The 19301-nt window shown below is 57.6% G+C and carries 12 protein-coding genes; 10 read left to right on the forward strand and 2 right to left on the reverse strand.

Translation table 11 applies throughout. The annotated features are described in order from the left end of the window. Positions 1–82: 82 nt before the first annotated feature. The 7 genes from CER19_RS13480 to CER19_RS13510 all read left to right on the forward strand — a co-directional run bounded on the left by CER19_RS13480 (position 83) and on the right by CER19_RS13510 (position 10962). Entirely contained in the window at positions 83–3691 is a 3609-nt protein-coding gene (locus CER19_RS13480; RefSeq protein WP_218568479.1) for an S-layer family protein, read from the forward strand. A 593-nt stretch (positions 3692–4284) separates the two neighbouring features. Then, positions 4285–4851 (forward strand): isopentenyl-diphosphate Delta-isomerase, encoded by a 567-nt coding sequence (gene idi, locus CER19_RS13485; protein WP_116666762.1) that lies wholly within the window; start codon positions 4285–4287, stop codon positions 4849–4851. Between the two features lie 67 nt (positions 4852–4918). Further along, positions 4919–6733, forward strand: a complete 1815-nt coding sequence (gene dxs / locus CER19_RS13490) for a 1-deoxy-D-xylulose-5-phosphate synthase (protein WP_116666763.1) — start codon at positions 4919–4921, stop codon at positions 6731–6733. Between the two features lie 25 nt (positions 6734–6758). After that, the gene (locus CER19_RS13495) at positions 6759–7700 is read left to right on the forward strand and encodes a cyclopropane-fatty-acyl-phospholipid synthase family protein (RefSeq protein WP_116666764.1); all 942 of its coding nucleotides are present in this window, start codon (positions 6759–6761) and stop codon (positions 7698–7700) included. A gap of 70 nt (positions 7701–7770) precedes the next feature. After that, on the forward strand, positions 7771–8769 hold the full coding sequence (locus CER19_RS28785; RefSeq protein ID WP_165861628.1) for a hypothetical protein: 999 nt from the start codon (positions 7771–7773) through the stop codon (positions 8767–8769). A gap of 43 nt (positions 8770–8812) precedes the next feature. Further along, positions 8813–9874: a hypothetical protein gene (locus tag CER19_RS13505; protein ID WP_165861629.1), complete on the forward strand. Its 1062-nt coding sequence runs from the start codon at positions 8813–8815 to the stop codon at positions 9872–9874. Positions 9875–9894: 20 nt separating this feature from the next. After that, positions 9895–10962, forward strand: a complete 1068-nt coding sequence (locus CER19_RS13510) for a Rieske 2Fe-2S domain-containing protein (protein WP_116666767.1) — start codon at positions 9895–9897, stop codon at positions 10960–10962. A 1137-nt stretch (positions 10963–12099) separates the two neighbouring features. Here the strand turns inward: CER19_RS13510 and CER19_RS13525 are convergent. Continuing rightward, positions 12100–13068 (reverse strand): AraC family transcriptional regulator, encoded by a 969-nt coding sequence (locus tag CER19_RS13525; RefSeq protein WP_116666770.1) that lies wholly within the window; start codon positions 13066–13068, stop codon positions 12100–12102. 102 nt (positions 13069–13170) lie between these two features. Between CER19_RS13525 and CER19_RS13530 the strand changes: the two genes are divergently transcribed. Both CER19_RS13530 and CER19_RS13535 read left to right on the forward strand, forming a co-directional pair. Further along, a complete protein-coding gene (locus tag CER19_RS13530; RefSeq protein ID WP_116666771.1) occupies positions 13171–14418 on the forward strand; it encodes an MFS transporter in 1248 nt (415 codons plus the stop codon). Positions 14419–14536: 118 nt separating this feature from the next. Beyond that, positions 14537–16246, forward strand: coding sequence for a polyurethanase (locus tag CER19_RS13535; RefSeq protein WP_116666772.1), 1710 nt, complete (start codon positions 14537–14539; stop codon positions 16244–16246). A gap of 208 nt (positions 16247–16454) precedes the next feature. Here CER19_RS13535 and CER19_RS13540 read toward each other — a convergent pair whose 3' ends face one another. Continuing rightward, complete coding sequence (locus tag CER19_RS13540) at positions 16455–17729, reverse strand: glycoside hydrolase family 68 protein (RefSeq protein WP_034127090.1); 1275 nt, start codon at positions 17727–17729, stop codon at positions 16455–16457. A 373-nt stretch (positions 17730–18102) separates the two neighbouring features. On the opposite strand from CER19_RS13540, the gene CER19_RS13545 reads away from it, so the two are divergent. Beyond that, positions 18103–18960 (forward strand): SDR family oxidoreductase, encoded by an 858-nt coding sequence (locus CER19_RS13545; protein ID WP_116666773.1) that lies wholly within the window; start codon positions 18103–18105, stop codon positions 18958–18960. Positions 18961–19301: the final 341 nt, after the last annotated feature.

Below are 19301 nucleotides of genomic sequence, written 5' to 3' on the forward strand. Positions count from 1 at the left end.
GGCTGCCGGCACCTACAACGTGCAGGTCCGCGTCATCGACGCAGCCGGTAACGTAGGTCAAACCGCGAGCCAGAGCGTAGTAGTGGACAGTGTTGCACCAAGTGCAGTCATCGCGATCACCTCGATCACGACCGACTCGGGTACCAGCGCAACCGACTACATCACCAACGATCAAACCCTGGTGTTCAACGGCACCCTGGGCGCAGCCCTGGCGACGGGTGAGAAGGCGCAGATCAGCCTGAATGGCGGCACGACCTGGCTGGATAGCAGCGTTACCGGCACCACTTGGAGCTACGATAACCAGGCCACGAACCTGGCCGAGGGTAGCTATAACGTGCAGGTCCGCGTCATCGACGCAGCTGGCAACGTGGGTACAACCGCCAGCCAGAGCGTAGTAGTGGATCTCACGCCGCCGTCCGCCCTGACGACGATCGCGATCACCTCGATCAGCAGTGACTCTGGGGTCAGCACTACTGACTACATCACCAACGACAAAACCCTGGTGTTCAACGGCAGCCTGGGCGCCGCTCTGGCGGCGAGCGAGAGGGCACAGATCAGCCTGAACGGTGGCACGACCTGGCTGAATAGCAGCGTCACCGGCACGACCTGGAGCTACGACAACCAGGCCACCAACCTGGCCGATGGCACCTATAACGTGCTGGTCCGCGTCATCGACGTGGCAGGTAACGTAGGTCAAACCGCGAGCCAGAACGTGGTGGTAGATACCACTCCACCTTCGGCAACGGTGGTGATTTCCAACTACACCGACGACTATGGTTCGAGTACCGGTAACTTCGGCACCGCAACCGTGACTGACGACCATAAACCGGTCTTGAATGGCACGATCAGCGCCGCACCCGGCGTGAACGAGGTCGTCCGCATTTATGCGGACAGCGTCATGGTCGGGACCGCCACTGTTGTGGGAACGAACTGGTCGTTCAACTTGCCAGGGCTGAGCGAAGGCGCACACACATTCATGGCACGCGTCGAAGACCTTGCCGGGAATCTGGGGGCGAGCTCTACCAACTTTACCTTGACTGAAGACTACAGCTTCCTTGTCACCAGCCAGACGACCACGGATACCACCCCATTGGTAACGGGCACGATGCCCTTCCCATTGAGCGACGGTGAGTACATTCAGGTTGTGATAAATGGCGTGACGTACTCTTCAGCCAACGGCGGGGTAGTGGTCGATCCGGACAACCAGACCTGGTACGTGCAGACACCAGCGGGCAACGCGCTCGCCTTGGGTACCTATCAAGTTGCCGCGACGGTTTATAGCAGTCTTGGGGCTGTACTGGCAGCCGATGACACCGTGGGCGAGCTGATTGTCGGGGCCATTTCTGCCACGACAGTCAATGGTGATACTGCCGCGATTGCGGGCCCGGGTATGGCTGTAGGTGATGTAAACAATGATGGCCGGTTCGATTACTTTAATGGTAATACGTCAACAAGTAGCGGGGGTGATATTAACTTTGGAAGTGCAACGACATCATGGGATGCTAGTAGTTTTATAAATTTTGATTTTTATAACTATGGAAACGACATTTCCCCAGTTAATACTCTGGGGAGAGTCAGTGCGGTCAACTTTTTGGATTTCGATCGCTCTGGTAATTTATCGATCATGCTTGAGGATTCAGCGCTCGCAAATAATGTCCATTTTTATAAAAATAGTGGTGGGGTTCTACAGCAAACGAACTACAGTCCTGCCTCAGTCTCTTCTGGTGCAGGTTATCTATGGGGCGGCCAAGTCGGACTTGATCTCGATAATGATGGTTTTATTGACTTACTCCATGGCGATAAGGCGGGAGACTCGAGTTATTATTCTATAAATAACAAGTCCGGATCTTTTACTAGCTATGATACGAGTAATACCAACGGTGTTGACGGTGGTAGTTTCGGACGTTTTGGTGCGGACGTCGGGGCGTTTGATTTCAATGGTGACGGCCGCGTTGACCTGGCTGGACAGCTGGCCAACGTGTCGGGCGGCGGTTGGGGGGATGCAAATGATCTGACTGTCTTGTTTACGGGATCAGATGGGAGCAGCGCATTACGGGCAGGTGTTATTGGGAACCCTTATGCTGTTACAGCGAATGTCCTCGCTGTAAAAACCACAAGTTCGATCACCGACTTCCAAGCGGGCGCACAAACAATGAACTTTGCCGACTTCAACGGAGACGGTAATCTCGACCTGTTCATTGGGCAAAATGTCAGCTCCTTGGCTACCAGCATGGTTTACACAGGCAATGGCTCGGGAGGTTTTGCAGGCTCGGCGCTTAGCGGCAGTACGCTCGTCGGCGGAGTGAGCGTGAACACCGACTGGAACGCTGACGGTAAACTCGACGTTTTCGAGTTTGCGGATAACGGCGCGAACGGCCCGACTCTGGCAACCAATACCACCTACGAATACTGGCAGAACACGACTGCCACCGCAGGCGGTACACCGACGTTCGTGCGCACTGCCATGACCGTCACTGATGTTCCAACAGCCACGTCCATCATCGGCGCAGCGGTTGCTGACTTTAACTATGACGGCGCGCAGGACCTGGTGATTAACGCCAACGGTGCGGATGTGCTCAGGCTCAACACCAATGTTGTGGCCGACGGCACGAGCCTGCACTTGAAAATCGTCAACCCGAACGGCTACAACACCTACGTGTCGCAGAACGTCAAGTTGTACAACGAGGCCGGGACATTGGTCGCGACAAGTGTAATCAATGGCCAATATGGATACGGCACCACAGACAGTCGAGGCATCGTCGACTTCTACGGCCTCAATGCCAATGAAACCTACACGGCAGTGCTGGTTAAAGCAGGCATAACGGGCATAGACGGTGGCTTGGGCTCAATTGGTGGGGAAGCGTTGGGTGGTGTTGTCGCAAGCGGTGTGAATACCACGTGGGACGACCTTAAGGCAGGCCCGGCCAGCAGCGGTTATGTTCTTTCTGCCGAGGCCACAACCGGCAATAATAACGGGACCTTCGTCGGCACCGGCTATAACGACACGTTCTTCGCCAGTGCGGGAACGGATACCTATCGCGGTGCGGGCGGTTCGACCTTTGTGTCGGGTGAGCGCCTCTGGAGCTCCAGTGGTGGCATGGATGTTGTTGACTTTACGACGGCTGGCAACACCGGCGTGACCGTTAACCTTTCTAATGCAGCTGCGCAAAACACCGGCTACAACACGGCGACTTTCGCTAGCATCGAAGGTCTTAAGGGGGGTAACGGCGTTGATTCCTTCACGGACAGCAGCGCGGACAACCAATTCGAGGGTCGAGGCGGCAACGACACGTTCCAGTTGGTCAATGGCGGTCACGACACGCTGATCTATAACCTGCTGACGAGCGCAAATGCCACCGGGGGCAACGGGACCGATACGGTGGTCGGCTTTAAAGTCGGTACCTTCGAGGCGACACCAAACTCGGATCGTATCGATCTTCGCCAATTGTTGGTCGGGTATACCGCGGATGCCGACGGTGCAGCCCATTATGTCAATGGGACTGCCACGATCGACGTTGGCGAGACGATCCAGAATTACCTCTCGACAACCAACAGTGGGGGCAATACCACCTTGTCTATCGATCGCGATGGCACGGCAGGCACCTATGCACCTACTCAACTTCTAACAATGACCGGGGTGACGACGGACTTGGCCAAGCTGTTGGCTAATCATCAAATTACGTTAGTGTGAGGTAAACATCTGGTTGGCTTACGGGCCATACTCTGTTCCGGTGCTCGATTCTGATGAGGAATCGAGTACTGGAATATGAGGGGCTTAGGGCCAGTTCCAAGCACAAAATCACTGTATGAGTTAAACAATAACGCCCGGTGCATTGCATCGGGCGTTTTTATTTTTACACTGATATCAGGCGTTTCTAAGCGCCAGGATTTTGTACTGCGTAACGCCGCACTCAACTTGGGAGTTCTATAGGTTTGATATTTATGAAGAGTTTGCTTTCGTTCGTCAGGAAAAGAAGATGTTCATGAGTTTTATTAGGGGGCAAGTATAAGCTCAAATTCCAGTGAATGATGGGTCTCTATTTTTCTCGCCGCTTAAGTGGGTATGCCTGTGCAACGAATTGGAAATAAAATAAATAGCAAAACATCATAAAGTTCTCTCTTGTGGTCGGAGAATAAAAGCCTACTGTATTCCTACGCCTGAATCTTTTTTTACACATGTGAGGCCCTGCAGGGCACCTTAAAAAGTTGTACTGTTTTAAACTATTTTATACTGTTTAAATATTATGTATATAAGCAATTTTTCCACGATATTTCGGAGTTATCATGGAAGAGAATCTTATTCTGGTAGACCAGAATGATTTCCCGACAGGTTTTGCCGAAAAGCTATTAGTCCACCGGCAAGGGCTCCTGCATCGGGCTTTTTCTATTTTTATCTTTGACCTGCAAGGCCACTTGCTGCTCCAACAGCGAGCGCTCACCAAATACCATTCCCAGGGCTTATGGACCAACACCTGCTGCGGCCACCCGCGTCAGGGCGAAGAGATCGGCAGCGCAGCCCGGCGGCGGTTGCGCGAGGAAATGGGCATTGAATGTGACCTCGCCGCAGTGACGCAACTGCTCTATCACGAACAGGTGTCCAATCAACTGATCGAGCATGAATACGACCACGTATTTGCCGGGATTTACTGCCAGGACCCAGTCGCTAATCCCGACGAGGCTCATGCCTGGCAATGGCTGAGCCTGCCTGAAGTGTCTCGACTTGTGAACTCGGCCCCGGACACGTTCAGTGTCTGGTTTCGCCGGATCCTGGAGCGTCACACCGTCACTGGCCTGCGTGATTGGCAAACTCATGCCGCCGCAGGTGCGCACTCGACTACAGGGTTTGGCTGACGGGCCTATCAAGCGCACGCAGTAAGAGTCGTGGTCATCGTGCTAATGCTCAGGCAAGGACATCACTATGTTCGAGTTACTCAACACCGTCGGCAACCCGGTTGATTTGCGAGCCCTGCCTACTGACGCACTCGCGCCTCTGGCAGATGAACTGCGCGATTTCATCCTCCAGAGCGTTGCAAGTACGGGGGGGCACCTATCGGCAAATCTTGGTACGGTCGAATTGAGCATCGCCTTGCACTATGTATTCGACACCCCCCACGACCGGATTATCTGGGATGTGGGGCATCAGGCTTACGCCCATAAAATTCTCACTGGGCGCCGGCAAGCCATGGCGAGCATTCGTCAGTTGGGTGGCATCTCCGGGTTTCCACGGCGCAGCGAGTCGCGTTATGACGCCTTTGGCACCGCGCATTCCAGTACCTCTGTATCAGCCGCGTTGGGCATGGCATTGGCTGCCAGAATCAAAGGCGAGCATCGCCATTGCATTGCCGTGATCGGCGACGGCGCGCTGTCGGGTGGCATGGCATTCGAGGCGATGAATAATGCCGGGTTGTATCGCCGATTGCCGTTGCTGGTGATCCTCAATGACAACGGTATGTCAATTTCACCCGCTGTCGGTGCGCTGTGTGATCACTTGGGTGAACTCAAAAACATGGTCGCCCCGGCATCAATGTTCGAAGCACTTGGATTGAGCTATAGCGGTCCCATCAATGGCCACGAACTGACCGAACTGGTGCCCGCGCTGTTAGCTATGCGTAGCCGTCGAGGCCCGCAGTTGCTGCACATCGTCACTGAAAAGGGCCATGGTTATTCACCCGCCGCCAGCGACCCGGTGCTCTATCACGGGCCTGGGAAGTTCGAACCGGTCCAAGGCATCTTGCACGCCGCACCGGGCCCACTCAGCTACACACAGGTCTTTGGCCAGTGGCTGTGTGACGAGGCCGAAGACGACCCACGTGTCGTCGCCATTACCCCCGCGATGCGTGAAGGGTCGGGGCTGGTGGAGTTTGAGCGGCGTTTTCCGGATCGCTACTTCGATGTCGGCATTGCCGAGCAACACGCCCTGACCTTCGCCGCCGGGCTTGCCGCCGAGGGGTTGAAGCCGGTGGTCGCTATCTATTCGACCTTTCTGCAACGTGGTTATGACCAGCTGATTCACGATATCGCCATTCAAAACCTGCCCGTGTTGTTCGCCATTGACCGGGCCGGCATCGTTGGCGCAGACGGCGCTACCCATAACGGCGCCTTTGATATTGCCTATCTGCGCTGCGTGCCCAACCTGATCGTCATGGCGCCGGCCGATGAAAACGAATGCCGGCAGATGCTGCATATCGCATTGCTCCAGCACGGGCCAACCGCGGTTCGATATCCACGCGGGAAGGGCAACTCAGCCGCCGTGTCGGTACCTGTATCGATTGGCAGGGGCGAAGTGCGGCGTACTTCCCGTCAACCTGCGCGGTATCGCGTTGCGATCCTGGCCTTTGGTTCGATGGTATTACCCGCCCTGGAGTCCGGTGAAGCGCTCGATGCGACGGTGGTCAACATGCGTTTTATCAAACCGCTGGATGGTGCTCTGCTCGAAGAGCTGGCAGCCACTCACGACCTGTTGGTGACCATTGAAGAGGGTTGTGTGATGGGCGGTGCAGGCTCTGGGTGCTTGGAGCATCTCGCCGCCGTCGGGTTATTGCGTCCATTGCTGCAGTTGGGCTTTACCGATCAGTTCATCGAACACGGTACGCCTGAACAACTATTGGCTGCCTGCGGTCTCGATTCCGCCGGTATCACCCGTGCAATACGGGCATTCCAGGCACGCCAAGGCCTGGAAGTACTGCTCAACGATTCCGTCCCATCTACCGATGCGTTACGAGCCCAAGCCTAAAGTGAATACTCACAAGGAGCACGCCATGCGTACCTCAGCCCAACAGTACAACTCTGCCGAGGAAAACCTTCCCTATCAAATCATTCACGGTCCCAGTGTTGACAGCTACCAGGAAAAGGTCGTTTACACCTACGGTGACAGCCCCGAAGATTGGCGCAAAGCGATAGGTGACTGCATCCTCTTCCAGTTCGGGGTCTACGATGATCCACGTTCGACGCCACCGATCAGCCTTGATGAATCCGGCATCCGCTATTTCGAAAGGCAATTGAAACTCGCCGGCCTGGAAGAACCCGATCGCGCGCCGATCAAGCGCATTCTAGATATCGGTTGTGGTTGGGGCTACATCCTCAAGTACCTTGCCGAACGCTTCCCCGAGTGCCAGCGTCTGGACGGCGTGAACGTCAGCCGGCGCCAACTGGATTATTGCGCCAGCTTTCACAAGGCGCAGGGGCTGTCTGATCGGATCAGCCTGTACTTGTGCAACGCCAAGGATATCGAGTTGCTGCCCGACGCCGATGAGCCTTATGACCTGGTGATCATTCGCGGGGTGATTTCCCACTTCCCCAATGAACTCTATGAAAACACCATGCGCGCCTTGCTGCCTCGCGTGCGTGAAGGTGGCGTCGTGGTCATCTCAGATAACCTCTACAACACCGCGCCTGAGGTGTATGCCTCGGATACTCAGGACGACGTTGACCGGCTCGCGTGTAAACACCGTAAGACGCCCCAGTATTTTCGGCAGGTGCTGGAGCAGTCAGGTTTTACCCTTCACGACATGCGTGTATTGCCTGCCAATATCGATGTCGTTCATTGGTTGATGGATTCCAAAGCCAATATCGAAAACAAGGCGCTGTTTCCCAATGGCGTTACGGGCGCGCTGGAGGAGTTGCGGGTGTTGGCAGAGAACTGGTCGGTGGCCTTGCTCAAGGACAAGGTGTCGACATACAGCGTGATCGTCAGACGCTGAGGGGGGTCAGGCGCAGCGTTCTGTCCCCACGGCGAAGGTGCCATCCACGGTTATCAGGAGTGCCCGGCAGATGAACACGACAGAGAGCCATATCCTTGTGGCCAATTACGACCTTCCGGTTATCCCGTGCAGCGTACTGCCAAGGGTCAATACTCATTATCCGGTCATCCGCGCGCGCCATGCGCAATGGGCCTACCAACACACTCCACCGCTGCATCCGGGAGACTTGCCCAGGGGCGTGGCTCATATGGATGCGCTCTATGATTCGCTGATGCTGCCCGACGGTATGGCCGAGCGCGTCTGCCATCACGTATGCCTGCTGTCTGCGGTCGTCGACTGTGATGATCTGGCCCAGCTCAACCCTGTGTTCTGCGACCAGATAATCGCTGGCGATCCCGATAACCCTTATACCGGCCCCATCATCGATATCTGGAACACCATTGAAAAAAACGCCCCCAGCGAGGCGGTGTATCAACGGCTGCGTGAGCGCTGGCAGGAATGGTTCGGGTTTCTTGAGATTGAAAAAAAAGCCCGCAAAAAACCGGAGTCGCTGGACGTCGAAACCTGCATCCAGATGCACGTGGTTTCCGCTGGCATCCGCCCTTATCCCGTCGCGATCGAGTACGTCATGGATATAGACGTGGGTGATGTCGTCCTGGATCCGGACATCGAGCGCGCCAAGGAGGTGGCGGTGACCCATGGGGCGTTGGTCAACGATCTTTATTCCTACCGTAAAGAGTGTTTTCACGGTGATGGACTGAACCCGGTGCATGCCCTGCGACGTGATAACTACAGCCTGCAAGGGGCTATCGATTTCATTTACCGCCGGCTCGAAGCGCTCGATGCGGAAATGTCCGAGTTGGTCGGTACGCTGCATGGGCGGTATGCACGACATCCACTGGGTGAGCGTCTGCATCAGTACATTGACAACTACCACCTTCTCATCGCGGGTAACGCGCAATGGCATCTGGAAACGCCCCGTTACTACGGCAAGGGGCACTTATGGGATGGTCGCCTGGCACGACACATCACTGTGCAAACCCGGCAATTGCCGATCGACCCCTTGTGAAGTCCGCTATGCAGGCCTATCGGTTTATCCTGAGGAAAGGGAAATGATACAGCCCACTCTCCACTGTCCCATTCCAGGTGCCATTCATCCTGCTGCCGACCAAGCCAATGCCCAGGCAGTGCAGTGGATGGAGACTTTCGCCCTTTGCGCAAACGATACGGAACGCGCGCGTCTGGCCCGTACCGGCTGCGGTCAGCTAGCGGCGCGCATCGTGCCCGAGGCAACGGCAGAGCGGCTGCAGATTGTCGCTGACTTTTTTATCTGGAACGTCGCCTTTGACGATGAGTACTGCGACGAGGGGCCCCTGGGAAAACGACCTGGCAGCCTGGCGGTGGTCCTGTCGATGCTCCTGCGAGCGCTGGAAACCCCGGAAGCTCCGCTGTTTGAAACCGACCGTTATGCCACTGCCATGCTTGATATCCGGCGCCGACTCGATCAAATCGCCGCACCCTGGCAGACACGCTTGTGGGTCGAAGGCATGCGTGGCTGGTTCTTCGCTGAAATCTGGAAAGCGGGAAACGTTGCGGAGCGACGCATGCCCACATTGAATGAATATGCCACTCTGCGGTTGTACAGCGGTGGCCCCTTAATATTTCCGGTGCTGGCGCTCATTGTTGAAGATCAAACGGTGTCTTTTGCCGAACTGGAGCTGCGCCCGATACGCGCACTGACGGAAATGGCAGCGACTCTTTGTACCTGGGTCTCCGACATTGTTTCGTACGAAAAGGAAAAGCAGCGCGAGGAGGGCGGGCACAACCTGATCAACGTCATCGAGCACGAGCATCGGTGCACGGTCGCGCAAGCCGTTTGCCATGCAACAGCGCTGTATGACGAAATCATGAGGCTGTTCCTGCGCTTGAAAAACCACGTGGAGCAGCAGGCTTCGGAGGGGCTGCGCCAGTACCTGGTCAGTCTGGCCCATCTGGTCCGTTCCTCAGTGGACTGGTGTCACACGTCGGAGCGCTACACCGAATCCCAACTCGGGGACGCCACGCTGCGGCAAGCGCAAGCTCCGGGCCCCCTGCGTACCCGCGCGATGATTCCTTCGATTGCCTGGTGGTGGCATTACGACCCAACCCCCAACGACATTCGCTGCGCTAGCTAGCCCCATAGGTGGATCCGTACATGACAATGCCAACCTCGAGTGACCAGACAGGCCAAGCAGCGTTCTACCCAAGCGGCTGGTTTGTCATGTGCTTGGCCAGCGATCTGAAGCCCAAAACCGTGCTGACGCTGCCGTTCATGGGCAGCGAATGGGTGCTGTATCGCACGGTCTCGGGCGCGGTACGTTTGGTTGAACCCTACTGCCCGCACCTTGGCGCTCACCTCGGACGAGGGGGGCGGGTGGAGGGCGAAAATATCGTTTGCCCCTTTCATCATTTCGCCTTTGCGGCGGATGGGCAGTGTGTACACACACCCAGCGGTATCAAACCGCCCAATGCCAGGCTTATCGGGCGGTCGGTGCAGGAATGGAATGGGTTGATACTGGTCTGGCAGGGAAGCGGTGATCAGCACACCCCATGGAAATTACCGGAGCTTGACCTGGATGGTTTTTGTGCCCCCGTCAGAGGCCGTTATCAGGCCCGGGGCACGTTGCAGAACATCACAGAGAACGCCGTCGACCTGAACCACTTCGCCCCGATTCATGGCTGGATGAAAGCGCTGATGCAGCCGCCGGTAGCTGAAGGGCATCAACTGAATGTACGGTTCACCATGGAAGTGCTTGGGCTCGCCGTACAAATGGACATCAAGCTGTATGGGCTGGGGATCATGGTTGCGCAAATGACCCAGAAGCGCCTGGGCCTGCACATTCAGTTGATGATGACGCCGACCCAGATCGGGCCACAGCAATGGGCATTGAAGGACTTCATGGTGCTTCGGGTTGCCAGGTTTTCAGGGCTTCCACGCTGGTTGGGCAATGCCCTGAATGCGGTCTTGGCCAGGGCAGCCTATCGGTTCTGGTTCGTCCCGGAGCTTAAAAAAGACATCCAAATTTGGGACCACCGTAACTACGACGTCAGGCCCAAATTGACCGTCAATGAAGGACCTATCATGGTGTACCGCCATTGGGCTGCGCAGTTTTATCCTGCTTATGCCTTTGCTCCTGAACAGCAGGCGGCAACGGATTCCCTGAGGCAGAACAACCTGTCAGCCACTACCGTAGGTTGGTCTATAGCTCAGGACAATCAATAAACTATGACTGTCTTTCCGGTTGGCCATCCACCGCCCGTCTTTTTTTGTTGGTACGCAAAACCGTAGGGGACGCACTCTAGATCGCGCCAATGGATTTCGCGCTATTTCTGAAGATCAGCCCCCAGCGGCTGACCAACTGGTTTTCTCGTGGTATCCCGCACTCGCAGCTCGATAAGTTAGCCAGGCTGTTGAGCGTTAATGCACAGTGGCTGGAAACAGGGGCTGGCGAGAAATGCCCGGCGACAAGCGAGTAGCGAAGCCCTGTGCGAGCACATGGCAGAGATCCCTCGACAGGCGGGGGCTCAAGGTCTGGTGGTTGATTGAGTTACGACGCGACGGTTCGCAATATCAGGTGGGTCGCCGTAGCGGCGATGCTCTGCGCGCACATCGCCCCAATCGCCGCAGATGTGCCGGCGCACGTAGGGCAACGGGTCGAGCAGATCCTGTCGGATCAGAGCGTCCACACAGCGTGAGAGGGTTAGGCCACCGAGGGCACTTGGCAAGGTGTCCAACCCCGCAGGTACTTCATCGTTCGCTGACCCATGAGGGTGTCACTTTTTATGGGTGAGGGTGTTCGCCTCGCTGGTTTCCCTGACCGCAAACATTAGGCAGCGCACCGCTTCACGATCCTGTTCCGACAAGCAACGGTAGTAGTGGACCAGGCGCTCTTCCTCTCGGTTGAGTTGTCGGGGCCGCAGGGCTGTAACGATGGCGGTACGTAGTGAGGGAAAAAATGAGGTATTTAGCATGATCCAAGCTCTTCATGAGGTGAATGGAGACGTGGGCTTCTTGCCCAGAACAACTGAATACATAACGTTTATTTGTAGAAAAGGGCTCGTCATTTTTCGTGACTGTTGGGTATTTCAGATTGGGCCGTCGGAGGTGTTTGGAGAAGGTGTAGGAGCGATCTTTCAATGGAGGTGGAAAACACGCGATGGGGGGGACGCTACCGCGGATCGGGTCCTATGCAGTGCCTGAGAGGTCCCAGTGCTGGCTTTCGATCAGGTAGTCGCGAGCGGTTTTCATTGCTCAGGTGCAGCAAGCGGTCATAGGCGTCGCGCTGCCGTGACCCATTCCTCGACGTAACGGGCGTTAAATGATTCAGAGGCACAGATCGTCGACTACGTGCGCTCAGCGTCAAGTAACAATGGGCTGCCTCACCTTGCGACTTAACCCCGGTGTCTTGCCCGTAATACGTTTGAACGCGCGACTGAAAGCGGCCTGGGATGTATAGCCCAAGCGCTGTGCTACCTCTTCGATCGGCAGCCTTTCGAGGGTCAGCCACTGGCTTGCAAGCCGCATTCGCAGTTCGGTGACATAGCGCAGCGGCGTCATGCCAATCATCACCTGGAAGCGATCCGCGAAGGCCGAGCGTGAGGTATTGCATTGCTCTGCCAACTGGGCAACGGTCCAGTCGCGGCCCGGGTGTTGATGGAGCGCTAGCAGTGCACCGGCCAAGCGTGGATCGCGCAAGGCGGCGACCAGGCCAGAGGCATTACCGCAGGCGCACTCCACCCAGCCGCGAACGACCATGGCGGCCACCACGTCGGCCAACCGCGCGAGGATACCGGCGAAGCCCACACGTGCGGCGCTGACTTCGCGCTCCATGGTGGTCAGGATAGGCACCAGCCCGGGGTAGCGCTGGCCGCTGGCATCAATCAACATCAGGCCCGGCATCAGCTTGCCAAGGCCATGGATACTGCCCAGTTCAAACTCCATGCAACCACTGAACAAAATTGTGCTCGGCGATGGGCTGGCATCGGTTGCGGTGTGCACCGCGCTCACGGTGTCACCGAGGGGGACGCTGTCTAGACGGTCGATGTCCTGAACAGGTGCGTCCGCATGGGAATACAGTTGATGGCCCGCGCCATGGGAGATGAACACGGCGTTGCCGGCAGAGAGCGCGTAGGTGGTGCCGTCCTCCATTCGCAGTACCGCGTTGCCGACGGCCATGAAGTGGAACCAGGCATGCCCAGGTTTTTCAGCGAAGCCCAAACCGAATATCGGACTCGTTTGTATACGCCGGTATTCGACGCCACGCAGGCGCATGCCGCGCAACAGTTCGTTGATGAGATCCGAGGAAAGAGCAAACTGTTCTGCAGACATTGTTCAGGTGTTTTAGTCAAAAAGTAGAGGTTTTTGATCATAGATCATCCAGCTTTCGGCGCCTAGACTGCGGCTCGCAATGAAAATTGGGAGATCCCTGCAATGACTGACTGTGTATGTAATGCCGTATCCAACCGTCATCCCGGCGCCTTCTCGGATGCAGAGCCTGCGGCCCCCGCGTGGATGGCCGTCTTCTCGTTGGCAATGGGAGTGTTCGGATTACTGACCGCGGAGTACCTTCCGGCCAGTTTGTTAACACTGATGGCGACTGATCTGGGCGTGTCCGAAGCACTGGCTGGCCAGGCGGTAACGGTGACAGCAGTGGTAGCGTTGTTCGCCGGTTTGTTGGTGCCAGGCCTGACCCGCGGCATCGATCGACGTTGGGTGTTGCTGGGGTTTTCCACGTTGATGGTGGCCTCCAACCTGTTGGTCGCCGTTTCCTCCAGCTTCGCGGTGCTGTTGTTGATGCGCATCTTGCTGGGGATTGCCCTGGGCGGGTTCTGGAGCATGGCTGCGGCCGTGGCGATGCGCTTGGTGCCGAGTGCACTGTTGCCTCGGGCGCTTTCGATCATTTTCAGCGGCATTGCTATCGGGACGGTCGTTGCCGTGCCGCTGGGCAGCTATCTGGGCGGGCTATACGGCTGGCGCAGCGCGTTCTTTGCAGCGGCGGCGGTAGGCATGGTGACCCTGGCGTTTCAGTCATTGACTTTACCGCGCCTCGCGCCGCGCCGGCCGGCACGTCTGCGCACCGTTTTCGACGTGTTGCAGCGCCCGGGCATCGCCATGGCGATGTTCGGTTGTGTGCTGGTGCATAGCGGTCACTTTGCGATGTTCACCTATGTTCGGCCATTCCTGGAAGGCACTACCGGCATCGGCCCGCAAGGGCTGTCGCTGATGTTGCTGGGGTTCGGTGTGGCGAACTTCGTCGGCACGCTGTTGGCCGGCAGGCTGTTGGAGCGTCACCCGCTGGCCACTCTGGTGTTAATGCCTGCGCTGGTCGGGGTTGCAGCGCTGGCGCTGGTGTTGTTGCCACCCTCGTTGCCGGGGCAGGCGGTACTGCTGGCAATCTGGGGCTTGGCCTTTGGCGGTGTGCCGGTGGCGTGGTCGAACTGGGTCGCCAGCGCGGTACCTGATCAGGCGGAAAGCGCCGGGGGGATGGTGGTGGCATCTGTGCAGTCCGCCATCGCCACGGGCGCCGCCGCTGGCGGTGCAGTGTTCAGCCTCGGTGGCAGCGCGGGCGTATTTATAGCGGCGGCGGTGCTGATGTTGCTGGCTGCGTTGCTGATTGCGCTGCGTGTCCGGGTGCCTTCCGTCCATGTCGTGAATGCTGGGAGGGCTAGGGCTCAATAAAATGAGCACTATTGAATTTCTAGGTAACCCTTGACAGTCCCCCGTGACCCGCACTCAATCGACCCCGGCCATCCGAATCGAGGCCATCTGGCACGTCATCTGAAAAGGGACCAAGGGCATGGGCGTTTTCGATTACAAGGGCATGAAAGGCGACTCCGCCAAGGCGCTGCTGAACAATGCCTTGGCTTTATCCGAGTACGCGTATGACTCCACCGGCCAACCCCTGGCAACCGGTGGCTGGGCGCCTATCGGTGCGCAGGCCCTGGGCGTGACGCAGCATGTGGACAAGCAAGGCACCTTCTGGGGCGAGACTGCCTTGGCCCCATCGGCCAACGTTGAGATTCTCGGGCAGTACGATGGAGACGGCAGGCTGATCGCCATGGGCATCGCCTTTCGCGGCACGTCCTTTGGCTTGACCTGGGATGGCGCGGGTGACGTGGCCAGCGACCTGGCAGCCGCTGCACTTCCCGGATACGCCGCCAATTACGCCAAGTTCGCCTTCAGCGCCTTGCTCGAAAACGTCGCCCGTTACGCCGTGAGCCAGGGCTTGAGCGGCAAGGATATCCTGGTCACCGGCCATAGCCTCGGCGCACTGGGGGCCAACAGCCTGGCGACCTTGAGCCACGATCACTGGGGCGGCTTTTATCAGGATGCCAACTACGTAACCTTTGCCTCACCCGCTCAACGCTCGGGTGATACCCAGGTGTTGAATATTGGCTATGAAAATGACCCGGTGTTCAAAGCCATTGATGGCAAAGGCATCAATACCTCGGCACTCTTTTGGGGTAACGACAGTGGCTGGGATTCGGCGGCCAACAACCTCGTCAGTTTTACCGATAATTACGCGTCGTTCTCGGCACATTTACCCAATAGTCTGAATTGGGGCGTTGCCAAAGCGCACTCCCTGGACGGTTACATCCAAGGCCTGGGACGCATCGCGTCCTCCGAGTTCTACGACCTGACCAGCAAGGATTCGACCATCGTGGTCTCCAGCCTCACAGAGGCTGCGCGTGAAACCACCTGGGTAGAAGACCTGACCCGCTACGCTGAAAAACACACCGGCAACACCTTTATCCTCGGCACCGAGGGCAACGACCTGCTCAAGGGCGGAGCCGGCAATGACTTCCTGGAAGGCGGCGCCGGCAATGATCGTTTTCGCGATGACGGCGGCTACAACATCCTGCTGGGCGGGCAGGGCGATAACGTCTTCGAACTGCACAAGCCACTGGCCAGCTTCGGCTTCGCCAACGATGGCGATGGCACGCTTTACATCAACGACGCCTATGGCGGCATCAGTATGACCCGGGATATTGGTGCACTGGTGAGCCAAGAGCAGTCCTACATAGTGTGGAATTCAATCCCCTGGGGCACCTACGACGTCACTTATAACGTAACCGGCCAAGGCCTGCTGGCCGGCACAGCCTTGACGCCCTACACGGCCTCTGCCAACGGCGATGCGCAGAACAATGTCCTCACCGCTCATGCTGCGGGGGAATGGTTATTCGGTTTGGGCGGTGACGATCATTTGATCGGTAGGCAGGGCAATAATGTGTTCGTCGGCGGGGAGGGCAATGACCTGATGGTGTCGGGTGGTGGCAGCAATACTTTCCTGTTCAACGGCCTCTTTGGCAATGATCGGATCGAGGGGTACCAGGGCAGCGATAAACTGGTGTTCATGGGGATTCCTGACCTGGGCCAGCAATACGATTACCGCTCCCATGTCTCGATGTTCGAGGACAATGCGCTGCTGTCGTTTGGCGACAACTCGGTGACGTTGGTTGGCGTAAATATGACTCAGCTGAATGGGGCGGGGATCTACATCTCCTGAATATCCACACAACGGCTTGTTGAACCTGTGGCAAGCCGTCAGCCGACACATACCCACCTGACGCCCCGCGGTCCAAAATGTGGGAGCTGGCTTGCCTGCGATGGCGGCCGTCAGGCCGCCACGGGAGCAAGCTCCCTCGCCACAGGTGCAGCGGATATCCACCGCGGGTTTGTCATCGAGCTCAAACCCGCTACCTCATAGCCTCCGGTTACTTGAGCGTCACGTCGAGCATCGGCGGGATGTAGCCGTAGTCATACTCGGCGACCACGAACGTTTGCTGCCCTTTGATCTTGATGCCCACCGTCGGTGCTTCGGTGCCGCCGATACGGATCTGCGTGCCGGTGTCGTCGGTCGGTACGCTGTCGATGAAGGAGGTCACCAGGCCGTTGGGCATGACGCAGTGCGAGTAGGTCTGAAACGGTTGGGAGGACGGGTTGCCCAGTACCAGGCCAGAGCCGTTCAACGGCACATACGGGCCGAACAGCGAATCGGCGACGAAGCCGTACACGCCGTCCGGGCCGGTTACACCGTCGGCGTAGGTGAAGGTGTGGCTGATGGTGAACAGGTAGTACTTGCCGTCCTGGAACACGAAGTGCGGGCGTTCGGTCTGGTCGTTGACGCCGACCGCGGTCAGCAGCGGTGGCAGCATTTCCCAGTCGTCGCCGTCTTCGTCGCGGGCCACGGCGATACCGACGCAGGCGGTCTGGAAGCGCGAGTTGCCGACGTCTTCATAGCCTGGCGGCACGTCGCCGATTTCGGCTTTACCGACCTTGTGCGAGCCGCGCTCGCCGGCCACGTTGCCCTCGAACAGCATGTACAGCTTGCCGTCTTTCGGGTCGCGGAATGGCCATGGATCGCGAAAGCCCCAGAAGGCGTTTTGCGCCTCGGTCTGGTACATCTTGCCGTCCGCCTCGAACAGCGGCTTGACCTTCTCGAAGCCCACCAGGCTGACGCCATGCTCGGTGGTCACCACGCGGCCACGCACCTTGACGATGGTCGCGCCGGGCGTGACGGCGGTGTAGTACAGGTCCACTTCGCCTTGTTCGTTCAGCAGGATCGGTGTGCCGGCCCATTCGCGCACGGTGGGCGAAACCCCTTCAGCCATCACTCGGCCGCCGAGCTTCCAGTCTTTGCCAGTGCGGGAAAACCAGTAGTACATCTTTGCCCGGCCATGGCGATCGTTCCAGTCGCGGATGACGTCGTAGTTGCCATTCTGATCGAGGTATTGCGGGTCGTTCGGATGGCGATCCGCAGTGAGGGTGAAGATCACCGACCAGCCGTCGACGGAGGTGATGTTGCCGTCGATATCACGCAGCGGCATGGTGTCCCAGATAAAGACCTCGTCACTCAATACCGGGAAGTTCGCACTGACCAGCGGCTGAGTGGTAGTGGGGTCGTCGGCATGGACTTTAAGCGCATCGGCGCGGGTCCACAGGCTGGGTTGATGGGGTGTTTTGCCAAATTTCGAAGGGGTGCTTTTCATAGTAAGTCTCGTCCATGAAGGGATTAAAATACTGTACTTATATACAGCTATTTGAATTTAAAAGACTCGGCGCTATGGGTCAAGGATAAAAATGCATTTATGCATAATTTGTGTTTTTACCCAGGCTGATACGTTTCAGCTTGTCTTGTTTCAAGAGATTCGTTCCTGAGCAGATCAGCGAAGTTGCCCGCATGTTTTACGCAATGGTGCCTGCGATGGGCTGGTGATTCATCTGCAAGGTAAGGAGCAGGAGACCCTGGAGGTCGAATTGAGCGGTGAGCTGCTGCGCGGCTATCCGATTTTCTGAAAATTCATCTGAACTTCGCTTCCTGACGAACCCTCGCAAAGAGAAACCCACCCAGGAGAAGTTATGATGAACAGCTATCCAAAACCACCCTTCAACGCCCAGCAACAGCCCGTACCCGGTGAGCAGCGCAAGATGGACCCGATGCCCGATTGCGGTGAGCAGTCGTACCAAGGCTCGGGCCGGCTCGCCAATAAAATTGCCTTGGTCACCGGCGCCGACAGCGGCATTGGGCGGGCTGTGGCCATTGCCTTCGCACGTGAAGGCGCGGACGTGGCGGTGTCGTACCTGGATGAACATGAAGACGCCAAGGAGACCGCACGCTGGGTCGAGGCGGCGGGTCGTCAATGCCTGTTACTGCCCGGCGACCTGGGCAATGCGGCGCAGTGCACGGCCATCGTCAACGACACCGTGGAGAAGTTCGGCCGCATCGATGTGCTGGTCAACAACGCAGCGTTCCAGATGACCTATCAGTCGCTGGAAGACATCCCCGACGAGGACTGGGTGAAAACCTTCAACGTCAACATCACCGCGATGTTCCGCACCTGCAAGGCCGCGCTGCCTCACATGGCCGAAGGCAGTTCGATCATCAATACCAGCTCGGTCAACTCCGACATGCCCAACCCCAGTCTGTTGCCCTATGCGGCCACCAAAGGCGCGATTGCCAACTTCACCGCCGGCCTGGCGCAGATGCTCGGCGAGCGTGGGATTCGCGTCAACAGCGTGGCCCCCGGGCCTATCTGGACGCCGTTGATCGTCTCGACGATGACGCCGGACATGGTGAAAAACTTTGGCGGCAACACCCCATTGGGACGCCCAGGCCAGCCAGTGGAAGTGGCGCCGATCTATGTGCTGCTGGCGTCGGATGAAGGCAGCTACATCTCCGGCGAACGCTACGGCGTGACGGGTGGCAAGCCGATACTTTGATCAGTGATTGAGGAGGGCGGTATGAGCGAAGCCTCGAAGCACCACGAACCGAATCATTCCGAGCGCAAGGTGCGTCCGCCGGCAGCGAAGCGAAACGATAAATCGCAGGCTCCGGCAGGCGGACAACGCGGGAATGAGCAAGGCGGTGTTGCCCCTGGAGGGCCTTCGAAAGACCCTGAGTCAGGGGCGTGAACGCGAGGGGTATGTACTCGGCCTGACATCCTGATTGGCTGTCAGGTCGCTATCGCAGGCAAGCCAGCTCCCACATTTGAATCGTGGGGTGTCAGGTCGATGCGGGCCGGCTGCCGTTATTTTCGCTTGGAACGATGAATGCGCATCCA

Source organism: Pseudomonas sp. GL93 (assembly GCF_003408955.1).
GTDB lineage: Bacteria > Pseudomonadota > Gammaproteobacteria > Pseudomonadales > Pseudomonadaceae > Aquipseudomonas > Aquipseudomonas paracarnis.